Origin of the sequence: Qipengyuania mesophila (assembly GCF_019711655.1) — a bacterium.
In the GTDB taxonomy this organism is placed as follows: Bacteria; Pseudomonadota; Alphaproteobacteria; order Sphingomonadales; family Sphingomonadaceae; genus Qipengyuania; species Qipengyuania mesophila.
Genome location: NZ_JAIGNU010000001.1, coordinates 1,688,610 through 1,705,628 on the forward strand (window position 1 = coordinate 1,688,610; position 17,019 = coordinate 1,705,628).

General features: G+C 65.8%; 15 protein-coding genes. 11 read left to right on the top strand and 4 right to left on the bottom strand.

Translation table 11 applies throughout. The annotated features are described in order from the left end of the window. Positions 1-75 precede the first annotated feature (75 nt). The 7 genes from K3181_RS08465 (at position 76) to K3181_RS08495 (ending at position 6,249) form a co-directional block, all read left to right on the top strand. A complete protein-coding gene (locus K3181_RS08465; protein ID WP_221602554.1) occupies positions 76-1,257 on the top strand; it encodes an acyl-CoA dehydrogenase family protein in 1,182 nt (393 codons plus the stop codon). Beyond that, the gene (locus K3181_RS08470; protein ID WP_221602555.1) at positions 1,254-1,559 is read left to right on the top strand and encodes an alkylphosphonate utilization protein; all 306 of its coding nucleotides are present in this window, start codon (positions 1,254-1,256) and stop codon (positions 1,557-1,559) included. Before K3181_RS08465 ends, K3181_RS08470 begins: the two co-directional genes overlap by 4 nt. 66 nt (positions 1,560-1,625) lie before the next feature. Beyond that, complete coding sequence (locus K3181_RS08475; protein WP_221602556.1) at positions 1,626-2,474, top strand: hypothetical protein; 849 nt, start codon at positions 1,626-1,628, stop codon at positions 2,472-2,474. Further along, complete coding sequence (locus tag K3181_RS08480) at positions 2,475-4,085, top strand: carboxyl transferase domain-containing protein (protein WP_221602557.1); 1,611 nt, start codon at positions 2,475-2,477, stop codon at positions 4,083-4,085. Between the two features lie 46 nt (positions 4,086-4,131). Then, entirely contained in the window at positions 4,132-4,758 is a 627-nt protein-coding gene (locus K3181_RS08485; protein ID WP_221602558.1) for a lysophospholipid acyltransferase family protein, read from the top strand. After that, positions 4,748-5,551: a DUF1295 domain-containing protein gene (locus tag K3181_RS08490; RefSeq protein ID WP_345725465.1), complete on the top strand. Its 804-nt coding sequence runs from the start codon at positions 4,748-4,750 to the stop codon at positions 5,549-5,551. Before K3181_RS08485 ends, K3181_RS08490 begins: the two co-directional genes overlap by 11 nt. A 71-nt stretch (positions 5,552-5,622) precedes the next feature. Beyond that, positions 5,623-6,249, top strand: a complete 627-nt coding sequence (locus K3181_RS08495) for a hypothetical protein (RefSeq protein WP_345725466.1) — start codon at positions 5,623-5,625, stop codon at positions 6,247-6,249. An 18-nt stretch (positions 6,250-6,267) separates the two neighbouring features. On the opposite strand, the gene K3181_RS08500 is transcribed toward K3181_RS08495, so the two are convergent. From K3181_RS08500 to K3181_RS08510, 3 genes are all read right to left on the bottom strand, one after another. Further along, positions 6,268-7,332 carry an AI-2E family transporter gene (locus K3181_RS08500; RefSeq protein WP_221602559.1) on the bottom strand — a complete coding sequence of 355 codons (1,065 nt, stop codon included), beginning with the start codon at positions 7,330-7,332 and terminating at the stop codon, positions 6,268-6,270. Between the two features lie 4 nt (positions 7,333-7,336). Beyond that, positions 7,337-9,856 carry a DNA topoisomerase (ATP-hydrolyzing) subunit B gene (gyrB, locus tag K3181_RS08505; protein ID WP_221602560.1) on the bottom strand — a complete coding sequence of 840 codons (2,520 nt, stop codon included), beginning with the start codon at positions 9,854-9,856 and terminating at the stop codon, positions 7,337-7,339. A gap of 82 nt (positions 9,857-9,938) precedes the next feature. After that, positions 9,939-10,748, bottom strand: coding sequence for a PIG-L family deacetylase (locus K3181_RS08510; RefSeq protein WP_247715044.1), 810 nt, complete (start codon positions 10,746-10,748; stop codon positions 9,939-9,941). Between the two features lie 76 nt (positions 10,749-10,824). Here K3181_RS08510 and K3181_RS08515 point away from each other — a divergent pair, with 76 nt between their 5' ends. The 4 genes from K3181_RS08515 to K3181_RS08530 all read left to right on the top strand — a co-directional run bounded on the left by K3181_RS08515 (position 10,825) and on the right by K3181_RS08530 (position 15,471). Next, the gene (locus K3181_RS08515; protein WP_221602562.1) at positions 10,825-12,210 is read left to right on the top strand and encodes an L-serine ammonia-lyase; all 1,386 of its coding nucleotides are present in this window, start codon (positions 10,825-10,827) and stop codon (positions 12,208-12,210) included. Next, positions 12,204-12,908, top strand: coding sequence for a ZIP family metal transporter (locus K3181_RS08520; RefSeq protein WP_221602563.1), 705 nt, complete (start codon positions 12,204-12,206; stop codon positions 12,906-12,908). Before K3181_RS08515 ends, K3181_RS08520 begins: the two co-directional genes overlap by 7 nt. Positions 12,909-12,939: 31 nt before the next feature. Continuing rightward, complete coding sequence (locus K3181_RS08525; RefSeq protein WP_221602564.1) at positions 12,940-14,496, top strand: class I adenylate-forming enzyme family protein; 1,557 nt, start codon at positions 12,940-12,942, stop codon at positions 14,494-14,496. A 102-nt stretch (positions 14,497-14,598) separates the two neighbouring features. Beyond that, positions 14,599-15,471 carry a hypothetical protein gene (locus tag K3181_RS08530; protein ID WP_221602565.1) on the top strand — a complete coding sequence of 291 codons (873 nt, stop codon included), beginning with the start codon at positions 14,599-14,601 and terminating at the stop codon, positions 15,469-15,471. 285 nt (positions 15,472-15,756) lie between these two features. On the opposite strand, the gene K3181_RS08535 is transcribed toward K3181_RS08530, so the two are convergent. Beyond that, positions 15,757-16,998: a TCR/Tet family MFS transporter gene (locus K3181_RS08535; protein WP_221602566.1), complete on the bottom strand. Its 1,242-nt coding sequence runs from the start codon at positions 16,996-16,998 to the stop codon at positions 15,757-15,759. Between the last annotated feature and the right edge of the window lie 21 nt (positions 16,999-17,019).

The window sequence follows — 17,019 nt, forward strand, 5'->3', positions numbered from 1 at the left end:
GGGTTTGCCCCCCGATGCGCGCTCGGCTATCGGCTCGCGCGCATACGAATTTCGCGAGGCATTTGAGGAGAGACCATGCGCGCGACCCCCGATTTCGATTTCCAGCTCGGCGAAAGCGCCGAGATGATCCGCGACACCGTCGCCCGCTTCGCCGACGAGCAGATCGCTCCGTTGGCGGAGAAGATCGACCGCGAGGATTATTTTCCCCGCGCCGAGCTGTGGGCTCAGATGGGTGAGCTGGGCCTGCACGGCATCACCGTGGCGGAAGAAGACGGCGGCCTCGGCCTTGGCTATCTCGAACACGTCATCGCGGTCGAGGAAGTCAGCCGCGCCTCGGCCTCGCTCGGCCTCTCCTACGGGGCGCATTCGAACCTCTGCGTCAACCAGATCCGCCGCTGGGGCAATGACGAACAGAAGGCCAAATACCTCGGCCCGCTGATCAGCGGCGAGCATGTCGGCTCGCTCGCCATGTCGGAGGCCGGCGCCGGATCGGACGTGGTCTCGATGAAACTGAAGGCCGAAGCCGCGTCGCGCGATGGCATGGACGGCTATGTGCTCAACGGCACCAAGTTCTGGATCACCAACGCACCCTATGCCGATACGCTGGTGGTCTATGCCAAGACCGATGGCAGCGCGGGAAGTCGCGGCATCACCGCCTTCCTGATCGAGAAGGGCGACGAGGGCTTTTCGATCGGGCAGAAGATCGAGAAGGTCGGCATGCGCGGCTCGCCTACTGCGGAGCTGGTGTTCGACGACTGCTTCGTCCCCGAAGATCGCGTGATGGGTCCGGTCAACGGCGGGGTCGGCGTGCTGATGAGCGGGCTCGATTACGAGCGCGTGGTGCTCGCCGGCCTCCAGCTCGGCATCATGCAGGCCTGCCTCGACACGGTCATTCCCTATCTTCGCGAGCGCAAGCAGTTCGGCAAGCCGATCGGCAGCTTCCAGCTGATGCAGGCCAAGGTCGCCGATATGTATGTCGCGCTGCAATCGGCGCGCGCCTACACCTATGCCGTGGCCAAGAGCTGCGATGCCGGACACACCACCCGCTTCGACGCGGCGGGCGCGATCCTGCTGGCATCGGAGAACGCCTTCCGCGTGGCGGCCGAGAGCGTCCAGGCACTGGGCGGCGCGGGCTATACGCTCGACTGGCCAGTCGAACGCTACATGCGCGACGCCAAGCTGCTCGACATCGGTGCCGGCACCAACGAGATTCGCCGAATGCTGATCGGCCGCGAACTGATCGGCGCCGCGGGGTGAGTGCCGACGAGAACTACGTCTACGACGAGGAAAGCGGCGAATGGATGCCGGCTTCCGAGCTCGCCGCGAAACAGGCCGCTGCCGACCAGGTCGAGGTGCGCGATGCGGTGGGCAATCTGCTCGCCAACGGCGACCAGGTGACACTGATCAAGGATCTCGAGGTCAAGGGCGCGGGCCAGACGCTGAAGCAGGGCACGCTGATCAAGTCGATCCGGCTTACCGGCGATGCGCAGGAAATCGACTGCAAGTATCCCGGAATCAAGGGCTTGGTCCTGCGTGCCGAATTCGTGAAGAAGCGCTGACATGGCAGCGGTCGTTCTCGCTTCCACACTTGACCGGATTCCAATCCGGGCGGTGGACCGACGGCGATGGTAGACCAATGGGGCGGTAAGCCAGACCCCCGCAAGGGCACTCCGGATCTTTCGAATGTCGATATCGACGCCCTTCCGGATTGGGACGGCGATCCGCTGGCAGTCTACTACCGGCCTGTCGAGACGGAGTCCTGGCAGCTGTTCGGGATACCGTTCGGTGTGGCCATGGGCTATTGGTCGGGTCTCCACCGCGTGTACAACATGCCGATCCTGACCCGCGGCAAGGACGTCTGGATGTCGATCTGCCCGATGGAAGTCGAGAGCCAGTGGATCGGCATCGACAATGCGGGCGCGTATACCGTTATTTGCGGCCTCGGAATGGGTTGGGCCGCGGCAATGGCCAGCTTCCACCCCAAGGTCGAACGGATCACCGTTCTCGAACGCGATCCCGAGATTGTCGCGATGAACCGCGAGATCGGCCTGTTCGATCGCCTGCCCGATGGCCTCGGCACGAAGATCGAAGTCGTCGAGGCGGATGCGCTCGACTGGAAACCGGACAGCCCGGTCGACCTGCTGATGCCGGACATCTGGCTGGATATGGTCAGCGATGGCCGTGCCGAAGAGACGCGCCGGATGCAGGACAATGTGGAAGCGCAGAACGTCTATTTCTGGGGGCAGGAGCTGGAACTGGCGCGGTATATCGTGCGCGACGGGAACCCCATTACCGACGAAACGATAGCGGATATGGCCAGACGCTTCGACCTGCCGCTGGCCGGGCTCGACACGGACGATTATGCCGCAAACACGACAATTGCTGCCCGGCGATGGATGAAGGGCCGCTGGCTTGAAGGCACGATGGTGCCTGACGCCTTGAGAAGCGAAGCCGACGACATGGATGACTGCTAGATGACCGCACCCGTTCTTACCTCCACCCTCGACCGCGAAACGCCCGAAGCCAAGGCGCGTTTCGAGCACAACCGTTCGCTCGCCGCCGAACTGCGCTCGACCGTCGCCGCAGCCGCACTGGGCGGCTCCGAAGGCAGTCGCGAACGGCATGTCGGGCGCGGCAAGCTGCTCCCGCGCGAGCGCGTCGAGCGCCTGCTCGATCCGGGCAGCCCTTTCCTCGAGATCGGCCAGCTCGCTGCCAACGGCATGTATGGCAGGGACGAAATCAACGGCGCGGGGATGATTGCCGGGATCGGCCGCGTCTCGGGCAGGCAGGTGATGATCGTCTGCAACGATGCCACCGTGAAGGGCGGCACCTACTACCCGATGACGGTCAAGAAGCACCTTCGCGCGCAGGAAATCGCGCAGGAAAACCGCCTGCCGTGCATCTACCTCGTCGACAGCGGCGGGGCGAATTTGCCGCACCAGGCCGAGGTCTTCCCCGACCGCGACCATTTCGGGCGCATCTTCTTCAACCAGGCGAACATGTCCGCACTAGGCATCCCGCAGATCGCCTGCGTCATGGGCAGCTGCACCGCGGGCGGCGCTTATGTCCCCGCCATGTCCGACGAGACAGTTATCGTGCGCAACCAGGGGACGATTTTCCTCGCCGGCCCGCCGCTGGTGAAGGCCGCGACGGGGGAGGAAATCAGCGCCGAGGATCTCGGCGGCGGCGACCTCCACGCGAGGAAATCGGGCGTGGTCGACCACCTGGCCGAGAACGACGAGCACGCGCTCACCATCGTACGCGATATCGTCAGCCACCTCGGCGACAATCATGCCGCGGCCAAGGCGATCGAACTGCGCGAGCCGCGGCTGCCCAAATTCGATGCCGAGGATCTCTATGCGCTCATCCCCGAGGATGTCCGTGCGCCCTACGACGTCCACGAGGTGATCGCGCGCCTCGTCGACGGCAGCGAGTTCCACGAGTTCAAGCAGCATTACGGCAGCACGCTGGTCTGCGGCTTCGCGCATATCTGGGGTATGCCCGTGGCAATCCTCGCCAACAACGGCGTGCTGTTCAGCGAAAGCGCGCAGAAGGGGGCGCATTTCATCGAGCTCGCCTGCCAGCGCCGCATTCCGCTGCTGTTCCTGCAGAACATCTCGGGCTTCATGGTCGGCGGGAAATACGAGGCCGAAGGCATCGCCAAGCACGGCGCCAAACTGGTCACTGCGGTTGCCACCGCGAGTGTGCCCAAGGTGACCGTGGTCATCGGCGGCAGCTTCGGCGCGGGCAATTACGGCATGTGCGGCCGCGCCTACAGTCCGCGTTTCCTGTTCACCTGGCCCAATGCGCGCATCAGCGTGATGGGCGGCGAACAGGCCGCATCGGTCCTCGCCACCGTCCACCGCGACGCCGACAGCTGGACGGCGGAACAGGCGGAGGAATTCAAGGCCCCGATCCGCCAGAAATACGAGGACGAGGGCAATCCCTATTACGCCACCGCGCGGCTGTGGGACGACGGGGTGATCGACCCGGTCCAGACGCGCGACGTGCTCGGCCTCGCCTTCGCCGCGACGCTCGAGGCGCCGATCCCCGAGAAGCCGCAATTCGGCGTGTTCAGGATGTAGTCTCGCATTCCGCCGGCGCTGTGCTAGGCGGAGGCGGGGAGAGACAATGCAGACCGATCCGAACCGTCAGCCTTCGCTGCTGTCGCGCATCGTGCGGCGCATGCTCGTGGCGCTCTATCGCTGGAAGGGTTGGCAGCTCGAGGGCGGGCGGCCCGACTGCGACAAGTTCATCATCCTCGGCGCGCCACATACCTCGAACTGGGATTTCGTCTTCTTCCTCGGCGCGACGCACGAGCTCGGTATCCGGCCGAGCTTCATGGGCAAGCTCAGCCTGTTCCGCTGGCCCGCGACCAACTTCATGCTCGACATGGGCGGGATCCCGGTCGACCGGTCGAAGAGCGGCAATTACGTCGAGCAGGTCGCCGATGCCTTTGCCCGCGCCGACGATCTCGCTCTGGTCATCGCGCCCGAGGGTTCGCGCACTTTCAAGGGCGGCTGGCGCACCGGCTTCTACCATATCGCCATGGCCGCGGGCGTGCCGATCGTCCCCGCCTGGGTGAACAACGCGACCATGCGCGGCGGTCTGGGCGAACCGGTCATGCCGACGGGCGACTATCGCGCCGACCTGGCCAAGCTCGCCGCCTTCTATCGCGAGAAGCGGCCCGATTGCGATCGCTTCGTCGCTCTGGAAAAGAGTGCCGAGACAATCGAGGAGATGAAGGGTGATTCTTGAGTCGCTGCTAGCAAATGCCGTGATCCTCGTGGGGCTGGCGCTGCTCCTTTGGGTGCTCGCCGTCCAGATCAACGACGTCAGCTTTGTCGACGCCTATTGGGGCGGCGGAATGGCGTTGATGGCGCTGGTCAGCTGGCTGCGGCTGTTCGACCCGGGCCCGCTCGCCACGCTGCTGATGGCGATGACGGTGATCTGGGGCCTGCGGCTGTGCCTTCACCTGCTGATGCGCTGGCGGCGCGAGGGCGAAGACAAGCGCTATGCGCGCATCCTCAGGAAGGATCGCGAGAAGGGGCGCTTCGCCATGGCCGCGCTGACCAAGGTCTTCCTAGGCCAGTCGATCCTGCTGTTCATCGTTTCCAGCCCCGCGCAATACGGCATTCTCGAGGCCAGTTCGCTGACCCCGGTCAGCGGGCTTGCGCTGGTCGGCGTGGCGCTGTGGGCGCTCGGCATTTTCTTCGAATGGGTCGGCGACTGGCAACTCGCGCGGTTCAAGGCGAACCCCGCCAATGCCGGGCAAGTGATGGACCGGGGCCTGTGGCGCTATACCCGCCATCCCAATTATTTCGGCGATGCCTGCGTCTGGTGGGGGATCTGGATCGCGGCGGCATCGGCCGGCTGGTGGGTCGCGGCGGCCACGGTGATCGGCCCGTTGTTCCTGACCTTCACGCTCACCCGGTGGTCGGGCGCGCCGCTGCTCGAGGGCGGGATGAAAAAGTCGCGCCCGGGCTATGCCGACTATCAGGCGCGCACTTCGGCCTTCTTCCCGCGTCTGCCGAAGAAATCCGCCGGCTAGACCGGAAAGGGGTTTCACCCGCCCGAAAGCGTCCCTAATTTGCGATTCGAACCGATGGGAGCGCGCCGGGCGTGAGCGAGAAGGAAATCGACGAATTGCGGAGCCGCTTCGCGCGCGAGGCGATGGCGCTGATGGAGCGGACGGGCGAAGAGGTCACGCGGACGCGGCTCGCCGCAGAACTCAAGATCGCGCGCGCGCGCCTCGATGTCGTGTTCCCAGACGAAGGCGATTTGCTCGAGGCGGTGACCGGCGAATGGTTCGCCCCCAAGCTGGCGGTGATGGACGAGGTCATGGCCTCCGACCTGCCGCCGCGGCGCAAGATGTACGAGTTCTTCGCCCGGCGATTCCGCCTGCTGCGGCAGAACTTCCGCGACGATCCGGCAACCTTCAACCTCTATGTCGAAATGGGCGAGCGCTATTTTGAATATGCGCGCAGCTATATCGATCTTGCCGACCACTATCTGTGCGAATTGATCGCCGAGGCGCAGGCCGACGGGTTCCTCGCCGGGCTCGAGGTCGACACCGCGATGTCGCTCATCAACCAGATGGTGAACTGCTATCTCCAGCCCTACATGATCGCGATGATCGACGACCGGCTGAGCGAGGAGAAGCTGGCGCTGATCGTCGGCGCGATCTTCGACGGCCTCGATGCCAAGGATGGCGGTGCGCGCGGGACGCAGGATATCCGCGCCGCCTGAGGGCGGGCCTTCGGCTGCCTAGGCGGCGGCGCGCTGCTCGGCGAAAATGCCCCATGCGGCAAGGAACAGCCCGCAGATGAGCGGGCCGACGACGATGCCCGACAGCCCCATCAGCGCGATCCCGCCGAGCGTGGTGACGAGGATCAGCCAGTCGGGAATGCCCGTGTCGCGGCCCACCAGGATCGGGCGCAGGACGTTGTCCGCCATGCCGATCACCGCCACGCCGGAGACGATCACCACGACGCCTTGCCACAGCGCTCCGGTGGCGAGCAGGTAGATCGCCGCAGGGACCCAGACGATCGCCGGACCGAGCGCGGGGAGTAGCGAGGCGATCGCCATGATCACCCCGAGCAGCAGCACCGAGGGAATGCCGACGATCCAGAAGGTGATCGCGCCCAGTGCCCCCTGGACGATACCGACCACGACCGAGCCCTTGATCGTCGCGCGGACGATGGTGAGGAAGCGCTCCGCCAGCCGCTCGGCCACGCCGCGCTCCATCGGCAGGGCCGAAAGGATCGCCTCGCCGATCGCACGCCCGTCGCGGAGCAGGAAGAAGCCTGCATAGAGTGCGATGCCGAAGCCGAGCACGAACCCGAACACGCTGCCGCCGATGGCAATCGCCTGCGTCGCGATGAGGCCGAGGCTCGCCTGTATGAAGGCGCTCGCGCGCTCCTGCACCGCGCCGAAATCGCCGAAGCCCGCCCGCTCGAGCGAGGCCTGGATATTGGCGGGGAGAGCGCCGAAGACCTGCTGGAAATAGGCCGCGACATCGACGTCGCCATCGCGAAAGGCGAGGAACAGGCCGGCGGCCTCGTCGACCACCGCGCTGCCGATCCACAGCGCCGGCAGGACGACGGCGAAGAGAATCACGATGAGGCTCGCCAGCGCCGCCTGGCTGGGCTTCTCTGGGCGCCGTGCTAGGAACCAGCGATACAGCGGCTGGAACATGATCGCGCCCAGCATCGCCCACAGCAGCGGCTTGGCGAAGGGCAGCACCACCGCCAGCAGCGCGAGCGAGACGAGCGCGAGGAAGAGCAGGAACCCGCCCTGCTCGACCGACCTGCCTGGTGCCCCCCCGCCCATCCGGTCAGACGTCCAGGTTTGCCACGTTGAGCGCGTTGTCCTGGATGAATTCGCGGCGCGGCTCGACCACGTCGCCCATCAGCCGGGTGAAGATCTCGTCGGTGACGTCGGCATCCTCGACCTTGACCTGCAGCAATGCGCGGTTGTCGGGATCGAGCGTGGTCTCCCACAGCTGCTCGGCATTCATCTCGCCGAGACCCTTGTAGCGCTGGATCTTCTGGCCCTTGCGTCCCGCGGCCATGACCGCCTCGAGCAGCTGGGTAGGCAGGGTGATCGCGTCGTCCGAGAGGATCGCGGTGTCCTCGCCATCGCCGTCCTCGCCTTCATCGTGCTCGACCTCGGTGCCGCTGCGCACCAGGCGCACGGGCGAGGTGTAGACGTCGGCGAAGTCCTGCGCGATGCGGTGGAGCTTGCGCGCCTCGGCGCTCTCGAGGAAGGCAGGGTCGATCTCGTGAACGTCGGTGACACCGCGCCAGACGCGGCTGAGGCGGACCTTGCCGTCTTCGCCGATCGCGGCGCTCCAGCGTGCTTCGGGATCGCCCATCTGGAGGTGCGCGGCCGTCCGCTCGAGCGCCGCCGGGCGATCGCCCGCCGGGTCCAGAGCGCCGGTCAGCGCCAGTGCCTCGATCAGGTCGGTCTTGTATTTGCGCGGCACGAAGCCGAGCAGATTGCGCATCCGCAACCCGTGATCCACCAGCGCCTCGAGCTCGCCGCCGCCGCGTGCCGCGCCGCCCTGCGATTCGAGCACGCGCCCGTCGAGCCCCTGCGCGATCAGGTAGCGGTCGTAGGCCGCCTGGTCCTTGAGATAGACCTCGCTCTTGCCGCGGGCCACCTTGTAGAGCGGCGGCTGCGCGATGAAGAGGTGCCCGGCCTTGACGATCTCGGGCATCTGGCGGTGGAAGAAAGTCAGCAGCAGCGTGCGGATATGCGCGCCGTCTACGTCGGCGTCGGTCATGATCACGATCTTGTGATAACGCAGCTTTTCGAGGTTGAATTCGTCGCGCAGCCCGGTGCCCATCGCCTGGATCAGCGTGCCCACTTCCTTCGAGCCGATGATCCGGTCGAAGCGCGCGCGCTCGACGTTGAGGATCTTGCCCTTGAGCGGGAGAATCGCCTGCGTCTTGCGGTCGCGGCCCTGCTTGGCCGAGCCGCCTGCGGAATCACCCTCGACCAGGAAGAGTTCGCAATTCTCCGGGTTGCGGTCCTGGCAGTCGGCCAGCTTGCCGGGGAGCGAGGCGATGCTCATCGCGCCCTTGCGGCTCATCTCGCGCGCGCGGCGCGCGGCCTCGCGTGCGGCGGCGGCGTCGATCACCTTCTGGATGATCGCCTTGGCGTCGTTGGGATTCTCCTCCAGCCACTCGGTCATCTTCTCGCCCATGAGCGATTCGAGCGGCTGGCGAACCTCGGAAGAGACCAGCTTGTCTTTCGTCTGCGAGCCGAATTTGGGGTCGGGCAGCTTGACCGAGACGATCGCGGTGAGCCCTTCGCGCATGTCTTCGCCCGACAGGCTGACCTTTTCCTTCTTCATCAGACCGCTCGCGGCTGCATAATTGTTGAGCGTGCGGGTCAGCGCGGTGCGGAAGGCGGCAAGGTGGGTGCCGCCGTCACGCTGGGGGATGTTGTTGGTGAAGCACAGGACGTTTTCGTAATAGCTGTCGTTCCATTCGAGCGCGACGTCGATACCGATGCCGTCCTTCTCCGCGCTGACCGAGATCGGCTCGGCGACCAGCGCCTGCTTGTTGCGGTCGAGATACTTCACGAAGGCCGCGATCCCGCCCTCGTAGAACAGGTTGTGTTCCAGCGGCTCCTCGTGGCGCTTGTCGCGCAGCAGGATGCGCACACCCGAATTGAGGAAGGCGAGTTCGCGATAGCGGTGCTCGAGTTTCTCGAAATCGAATTCGGTGACGTTCTTGAAGGTCTCTTCGGAGGCCTTGAAGGTGACGCGTGTGCCCTTCTTGAAGCCGTCCTCGTCGGGGTTCTGCTCGACCTTGGGCGCATCACCGACGACGCGCAGGCTTTCCACCGCATCGCCGTGCTCGAAGCGCATCCAATGCTCCTTGCCGTCGCGCCAGATGGTCAGCTCGAGCCATTCGGACAGCGCGTTGACCACCGACACGCCCACGCCGTGGAGGCCGCCCGAGACCTTGTAGGCGTTGTCGTCGCTGGTGTTCTCGAACTTCCCGCCGGCGTGGAGCTGGGTCATGATGACCTCGGCCGCCGACACGCCCTCTTCCTTGTGCATATCGACCGGAATGCCGCGGCCATTGTCCTCGACGCTGACCGACCCGTCGGGGTTGAGTTCGATCAGGACGAGGTCGCAATGCCCTGCCAGCGCTTCGTCGATCGCGTTGTCCGACACCTCGAACACCATGTGGTGGAGGCCCGATCCGTCGTCGGTATCGCCGATATACATGCCGGGGCGCTTGCGCACTGCGTCGAGGCCCTTGAGGACCTTGATCGAATCCGCGCCGTAACCGTTCTTTTTCGGCGCTGCAGCGCCCGTATTCTCAGGGGTATCTTCCATGCCGAGTATATAGGCTTCGAGGGCGCGAATCCCAAGCTTTCAGGCCCCTTTCGCGGCCGTTTTCCACCGCTTGGCCGCAGCCTCAGTCCCCGTTCGGCTCCTCCGGGGCAATCGAGGACGCGAAGGCAGGCCGGAAATGGACCGATCCGCGCCAGATCGTCTGGTCGGACAGGTCGGGCAGGGCGGCGCGTTCCTCGGCGCTGAACTGGGTCGCGTGACATTGGGTCGCCCTGCGTGCGCGATCGAGATCGACGGCGTCATAGGTGTAAGAGACCGATAGCAAATCCGGGGCCGTAACAGCCCAGCTCTGCATTTGCGGGATTTCGGGAAGCGTCCCAGCGGCAATGCCCGGATAGAGGAGGAGAGGGCGGTCCTCGCCCCTGGCCTGCACGCGTTCGGTGACCACCGCATCGACGATGCGGTGGTCGGGATGGCCATAGCCGCCGTCCGGCCCCCAGGTCAGGATACGCGTGAAGTCCTGTTCGTCGAGCAGAGCATCGACGGCGCTTGCCAGCTGGCGCGCGGCGCTGGCGGGATGATGCGCCTGGGTGGCCAGCTGCCCGTCGCCAAGCTGCAGGAAGCGGACATCGCCGCCGCCGAGCGCCTCGATCGAGCAGCGCGCCTCGCCTTCGCGGACCGCGGCCAATTCCGCGCCGGGCTCCATGCCGGAAACGCCCGGTCCGACATCGCCGCTGGTGGCGTAGAGCACGGTCAGCGCCGCGCCCTCACGCACCGCCCGGGCGATCGCCGGGGCCATGACCAGCTCGTCGTCGGGGTGGGCCAGCACCACGAGCACGCGCTCCGACGTGGTGCCCGCGTCCTGTGCAAGGCACGCAGGCGCAGCCAGTGTGCTCGTGGAAAAAGCAAGCAGCGCCAGCGCCTTTCGAAGCATGATCACATCCCCTCCTCGCATGGGTTTCAGGTGAAACTACATTGACCCACGCCTGCGGCAAGCCCATTCGGGGGGCATGCTTTCGGTGCTCGACATCTTCCGGATCGGGATCGGTCCCTCCTCGTCGCACACGGTCGGGCCGATGCGCATCGCGCGGACCTTCGTGCGCGCGCTCGGCAAATCGGGGAAGCTCGCGCGAACCGCGCGCGTCGCGGTCGAACTGCAGGGATCGCTCGCGCTCACCGGGGTGGGGCACGGCACCGTCGATGCCTCGATCCTCGGCCTGATGGGCTTCGCGCCCGACAAGACCTGTCCCGATGAAGCGGTCGCGGCGCTCGCTGCGGTGCGTGGCGACAAGCGCCTGGCGCTGTGCGGCAATCGGGAAATCGCCTTCGACCCCGCCGTCGATATCGATCTTGCCGGTCACATCATTCCCGAGCTTCATCCGAACGGCATGAAGCTGACCGCCTTCGATGCGGCTGGCGAGGTCCTTTCCGAGCGGACCTATTATTCGACCGGCGGCGGTTTCGTGGCGTCCGAGGCACAGCTCACACGCAAGCCCAAGGACGACCGCATCAACACGGGCACGCCGGTGCCGCATGATTTCGGTTCGGCGGAGGAATTGCTGGCCGCCTGCGCGAAGACGCAGCTGTCGATCGCCGACCTCATCCTGACGAACGAGGACGCCTTCCGTCCGCGCGACACGACACTCGCCGGGATCGATCGCGTCGCGCAGGCGATGGACCAGTGCATCGATCGCGGTCTTACCCAGCGCGGGATCCTGCCCGGCGGGTTGAAGGTCGCCCGCCGCGCGCCCGACCTGTGGGACAAGCTTTCCGCCAATCCGCAGTCGAACGAGCGCGAACAATTGTTCGACTGGCTCAACTGCTTCGCGATGGCGGTGAACGAGGAGAATGCGGCGGGCGGCCGCGTGGTCACCGCGCCGACCAATGGCGCGGCCGGGATCATTCCGGCGGTGATCCGTTTCTACTGCGTGACCGCCGACGAGAACCCCTGTCGCGACAGCCGCCGCACCTTCCTGCTCACCGCGGGAGCGATCGGCCTGCTCTACAAGCAGCGCGCCAGCATCTCGGGCGCCGAGATGGGCTGCCAGGGCGAGGTCGGGGTGGCCTGTTCGATGGCTGCGGGCGGGCTTGCCGCGCTGTGGGGCGCCTCTCCGGTCCAGGTTGCTTCGGCGGCGGAGATCGGGATGGAACACAATCTCGGCCTGACCTGCGACCCCGTAGGCGGGCTGGTGCAGGTGCCCTGCATCGAACGCAATGCGATCGGCGCGGTCAAGGCGGTCAACGCCGCGCGGCTCGCGCTCCACCGGACCGGCGCGGAAAGCCTGGTCTCGCTCGACCAGGTGATCGAGACCATGCGCCAGACCGGGCTCGACATGAGCAACAAGTACAAGGAAACCAGCCAAGGCGGGCTGGCGGTCAATGTGATCGAATGCTGATGCTCTTCGCCGTGGTGCTGGTGGTGTCGGGCGCGCTGGTCGTCGGCGCGGCCTGGGGCATCTACGGCAGGTTGACCGAACGGCTCGAGGGATTTCTCGTCGCACTCGCCGGCGGTGCGCTGCTGCTCTCGGTAACCAGCGAGCTGATCGAGCCGTCGATCGAGAAGAGCAGCGTGCTCCACGCCATGCTCGGTGTCGGCGCGGGTGCCTTGGTGTTCGCGGTCTGCGACTACTGGATCAACGAGAAATGGGGCAGCGAAGGCGGCGGCGGGCTGCTTGCAGCAATCACGCTCGACGGCATTCCCGAAAACCTCGCGCTGGGCGTCGCCCTGATCGGCGCTGGCGGGATGGAAGTCGCGGCGCTCGCAGGGTCGATTCTACTGTCGAACCTGCCCGAAGCCGCCGGCGGCGCGCGCGAAATGGCCGAGGACGGTCGGTCGAAGGGCAAGGTGATGGCGCTGTGGGCGGGCACCGCGATTATCCTCTCGGCGGCGGCGATCATCGGCAATCTCGCGCTTGAGGGAGTCGGCGAAGGGACGCTGGCGGTGATCCGCTGCTTCGCGGCTGGGGCGGTCGTCGCCAGCCTCGCCACCGAGGTGTTCCCGCAGGCATTCCGGGAAGACCAGCATTGGGCGGGTATTGCCACCGCGCTCGGGGTCATCCTCGCCTTTTCGCTCGGTAGTCTCTCCGGCGGCTAGACAGGCGGGCGTGCCGCGATAGGGTGCGCCCATGGGAGAGACACAGACCACCGCCGCGCTGGCCGAGCCTTTCGGCAATTTTCCGCAAATCCTCGCCGCCAACGCTGCAGAGCTGGGTGATCGCCCCGCAATGCGCGACGACGATGGCGAGATCAGCTGGGCGGAGCTCGGCGACCGCGTCGAGCGGATCGCCGCTCGGCTGGTCGAAGACGGGCTCGCGCGCGGCCAGTCGGTCGCGATCCTCGGCTATTCGTCGATCCCCTATGCGCTGGTGTTCCTCGCGGCGGTGCGCGCGGGCGGCGTGGCCGCGCCGCTGACCACCAGCGCCAGTCCCGAACAGCTGGCGGGAATGGCCAGCGATTCGGGTGCCAGCCACATCTTCGTCGACCGCGCCAAGCTCGCCGAGCTGGGCGAAGACTGTTTCCCCGGAATGACGCGCATCGTGCTCGACGAGGAGCTCGAGGGATGGATGGCCGCCGAAGGTACGCAGGCGCCGGCCTTCGATCCGCAGCCGGGCGATCCCTTCAACATCATCTATTCGAGCGGGACCACCGGCGTGCCCAAGGGCATCGTCCATTCGCACCAGATGCGCTGGCGGCAATTCGCGGCGACCGCCTCCAGCTGGCTCGAGAACGGCCTGCCGGTGCGCACGCTCGCCTCGACCCCGCTCTATTCGAATACCACCATGGTCGCCTTCCTCCCGCCGCTGCTCGCGGGCGGGACGGTGCGGGTGATGCGCAAGTTCGACGTGCTTCGTTGGCTGGAGTTCGCGCAGGCGGACCGGACCACAGTGACCATGCTCGTCCCGGTGCAATATCGCCGGTTGATGCAGGAGCCGCGTTTCGACGAATTCGACCTGTCCGCGCTGCAGATCAAATACTGCACCTCGGCGCCCTTCCCGGCGGATTTGAAGCGCGAGGTGCTCGACCGCATGCCCGGCGCGCTAATCGAGATCTACTCGATGACAGAGGGCGGGGTGGTCTGCCTGCTCGAGGCGCACAAGTTCCCCGACAAGCTCCACACCGTCGGGCGGCCCGCTCCAGGGAGCGAGCTGAAAGTGCTCGACGACAACGACCGGCCCGTGGCGCCGGGCGAGGCGGGCAATCTGATCGGGCGCAGCCAAACGATGATGATGGGCTACAAGAACCAGCCCGCGAAGACGCAGGAAGGCTACTGGACCGATCCGGAGAGCGGCGAGGTGTGGCAGCGCATGGGCGATATCGGCCGGGTCGATGCCGAGGGGTTCGTCGAGCTCGTCGGGCGCGCCAAGGACATGATCATCTCTGGCGGCTTCAACATCTTCCCGGTCGATCTCGAGGACGAGCTCGTCAAGGAGGACGAGGTGATCGAGGCGGCGGTTATCGGCGTGCCCAGCGAACGCTGGGGGGAGACCCCGGTCGGCTTCGTGACGCTGAGGGCGGGGAGCCGCGACTGCGAGGAAATCCGCGCCGCAGTCAATGCGCGGCTAGGCAAGACCCAGCGGCTCGCGCAACTCCACGCGGTCGACGAGATGCCGCGCAGCCATATCGGCAAGCTGCTGAAGACCGACTTGCGCGAAGAAGCCGTGCGTCGCGGACTGCCCGAATAAGTTAAATCCCCCGGGGGTTGCACCTCAATCTATTTTGCTAATAAGTAAACCCGTCGGGTCAGCGAAAGGGTCGCACTCTTTCAACAATCCGTGGGGGCAAGAATGAAGTATAGCCGTGTGCTTGTGGCTGCCGTGACGACCCTGGCATTATCTGCCTGTGGCAAGTCGTTCGAGGGGCCGGACGAGGGGGACATTTCCGGATTTCTCGAAATGGAACTGGACGAGGGGATCGATGCCGAAGACATCGAAATCGTCGCCGCGCAGAATGTCGGCGACGAGATCGAGCCGGTCTATCGCACGCGTGCCAATCTCGACCTGGTGCTCGAGGAAGATTTCGCCGAAATGGTCGACCGGATCGGCGATCGTCCGGTGGTCAAGGTCGTGGCGGAGAAGGGCACCGAATATCCGGCGGTGCTGTTCACGCGTGCCGAACCGATCGGGGAAGACGACTGGAACGTGCGCATCGAAAAGCTGCAGGTTCGCAATCGCAAGGGGCGCCCGCTGTCGAGCTTCACCGATTACATCGTCGAAGGCTCGGCCGAGGAAAAACAGGCTATCGAGGACGAGAAACGCGAAGCCGCCGATGCCGAAAAGAAGGCGGCCGAGCGGCTGGCTGCGGCGCGGCGCGGCTTCGCAGGAAGCTGGAAAGCGACCCAGCCGCTCAAGCGCAGGGGGTCGGTCTACTCGCAGAACGGCCAGCAGATCGGCGTGAGTTTCGATCTCAAACCGGGCGAAGACGGTTTCGGGCGCGGTACCGGGCGAGTCTACGATTTCAGCGATCCCTCGGTCTTCGCGCAGTCGGATGTGACCTATACGGTCGACGACAGCGGCGATTTTGCGACGGTCACCTTCCTGTCGCGAGCACAGCATGACGAACTGCGATTCTACGTGACCGAAGGTACGAACTTCAAGCTGACCGACGACGGCAAGGCCGATATCAACAACGGCCGCTGGTCGATTGCGATGAAGAAATAGGCGAGGCGTTTCGAGACGCGGCACCGACTTCTTGGGGGGAGGGAGAGGAATGTCGGCGGCCGCGTCTCTACTCGCTGCCATATCGCCTCGCCGGTGCCGGTGGGCCAGGGGCCGACCGCAGTGGCGAGGAAGGCCAGAAACCCGGCTGCTTGGGGGGCCGGAGCTTCTGTAACTCGTCCGGGACGGGAGGGTCAGGGGTCTCCGTCCGGCTGTGAGGGCGGTAATAATATTCCACCGCTGTGAACTAAAGTGAGAAAAAATCGAAAGGTGTTGCGTTTCGCGCAACTATGCCGGGCGCAGCTTTCTCGCCGTGAAGCTGAAGATTCCGAGCATGACTACGGCAATAAGTGCCGACGTCACCAGGGGAATTGCAGGGAAGTGCACAATCGCGTCGGTTCCGGTGAAACGCGCGAAGAGCACCGTGTAGAACGGCGGCCCGACGATCGCGGCGAGGCTCCCGACCGCCTGCGTCGCGCCTTGCAGCTCGCCCTGGCTCGACGCGTCGACCGCTTGCGAGTTGAGCGCGTTGATCGACGGCATGACCAGCCCCTGCAGCCCGCCGACGAGGATTCCCACGAAGACGATCCAGTCGGAAGTCGCCGTGGCGTAGATCGCCGCCGCGGCGCAGACCGAGGCCACGCCCAGCGTCACCGCGCCGCGTTCGCCCAGCCGCGGGATCAACAACCGCAGGCCGAAGCCCTGCACCAGCGCGCTGGCGACGCCGACCATCATCAGCGAAAGGCCGATCTTCCATTCGCTCCAGCCATAGGCAGCGATCGCGAAATAGGCCCAGACCGAGGGATAGACGAGATGCGCCAGCTGCCACAGCGCCAGCGCAGCGACGAACCACAGCACCGTCGGGCTCTGGCCCGACAGTGCCTTCAGCGCGGAAAAGGCATTGGCGCGCGCGAGCCGGAAGGGGCGCCGCCGCTCCCGCGGCAGGCTCTCTTCGAGAAAGAAGAGCCCGAAGACGAAATTCACCAGCGCCAGGCCGCCCGCCGCGTAGAAGGGAATGCGCGGCCCCCACTCGCCCAGCAGCCCGCCGATCGCCGGGCCAAGGATGAAGCCGAAGCCGAAGGCCATCCCGATCGTGCCGAAGCTCTGCGCGCGCTTTTCGGGTGGGGTGATGTCGGCGAGATAGGCATAGGCCGCCGAATAGCTCGCCCCGGTCATTCCGGCGAAGGCGCGCCCCACGACCAGCCACCAGATCGAGGGCGCGAATCCCATCACGATATAGTCGAGACCGAAGCCGAGCAGCGAGGCGAGCAGCACCGGACGCCGGCCGTAGCGGTCCGAGAGGTTGCCGAGGATCGGCGCGAAGACGAACTGCATCGCCGCATAGCCAGCGCCGAGCCACCCCGCCCACAGCGCCGCCTTGTCGACCGCGATCTCGCCCAGATGCATGATCAGCTGCGGCAGCACCGGCATGACGATGCCGAAGCCGATCATGTCGACCAGCACCACCGCGAAGAGGAAACCCATCGCGCGGCGGCGATGCCTGTCGGTCATGGCGGGCGCCTCGCTCATCGCCATGGCCTATGGGGACAA

Excerpts from the sequence above, each read along its gene's own strand:
- K3181_RS08465 (WP_221602554.1), top strand. The coding sequence starts at position 76 with ATGCGCGCGACCCCCGATTTCGATTTCCAGCTCGGCGAAAGCGCCGAG.
- K3181_RS08475 (WP_221602556.1), top strand. The coding sequence starts at position 1,626 with ATGGTAGACCAATGGGGCGGTAAGCCAGACCCCCGCAAGGGCACTCCG.
- K3181_RS08480 (WP_221602557.1), top strand. The coding sequence starts at position 2,475 with ATGACCGCACCCGTTCTTACCTCCACCCTCGACCGCGAAACGCCCGAA.
- K3181_RS08485 (WP_221602558.1), top strand. The coding sequence starts at position 4,132 with ATGCAGACCGATCCGAACCGTCAGCCTTCGCTGCTGTCGCGCATCGTG.
- K3181_RS08500 (WP_221602559.1), bottom strand. The coding sequence starts at position 7,332 with ATGGGCGGGGGGGCACCAGGCAGGTCGGTCGAGCAGGGCGGGTTCCTG.
- gyrB (WP_221602560.1), bottom strand. The coding sequence starts at position 9,856 with ATGGAAGATACCCCTGAGAATACGGGCGCTGCAGCGCCGAAAAAGAAC.
- K3181_RS08510 (WP_247715044.1), bottom strand. The coding sequence starts at position 10,748 with ATGCTTCGAAAGGCGCTGGCGCTGCTTGCTTTTTCCACGAGCACACTG.
- K3181_RS08515 (WP_221602562.1), top strand. The coding sequence starts at position 10,825 with ATGCTTTCGGTGCTCGACATCTTCCGGATCGGGATCGGTCCCTCCTCG.
- K3181_RS08520 (WP_221602563.1), top strand. The coding sequence starts at position 12,204 with ATGCTGATGCTCTTCGCCGTGGTGCTGGTGGTGTCGGGCGCGCTGGTC.
- K3181_RS08525 (WP_221602564.1), top strand. The coding sequence starts at position 12,940 with ATGGGAGAGACACAGACCACCGCCGCGCTGGCCGAGCCTTTCGGCAAT.
- K3181_RS08530 (WP_221602565.1), top strand. The coding sequence starts at position 14,599 with ATGAAGTATAGCCGTGTGCTTGTGGCTGCCGTGACGACCCTGGCATTA.
- K3181_RS08535 (WP_221602566.1), bottom strand. The coding sequence starts at position 16,998 with ATGAGCGAGGCGCCCGCCATGACCGACAGGCATCGCCGCCGCGCGATG.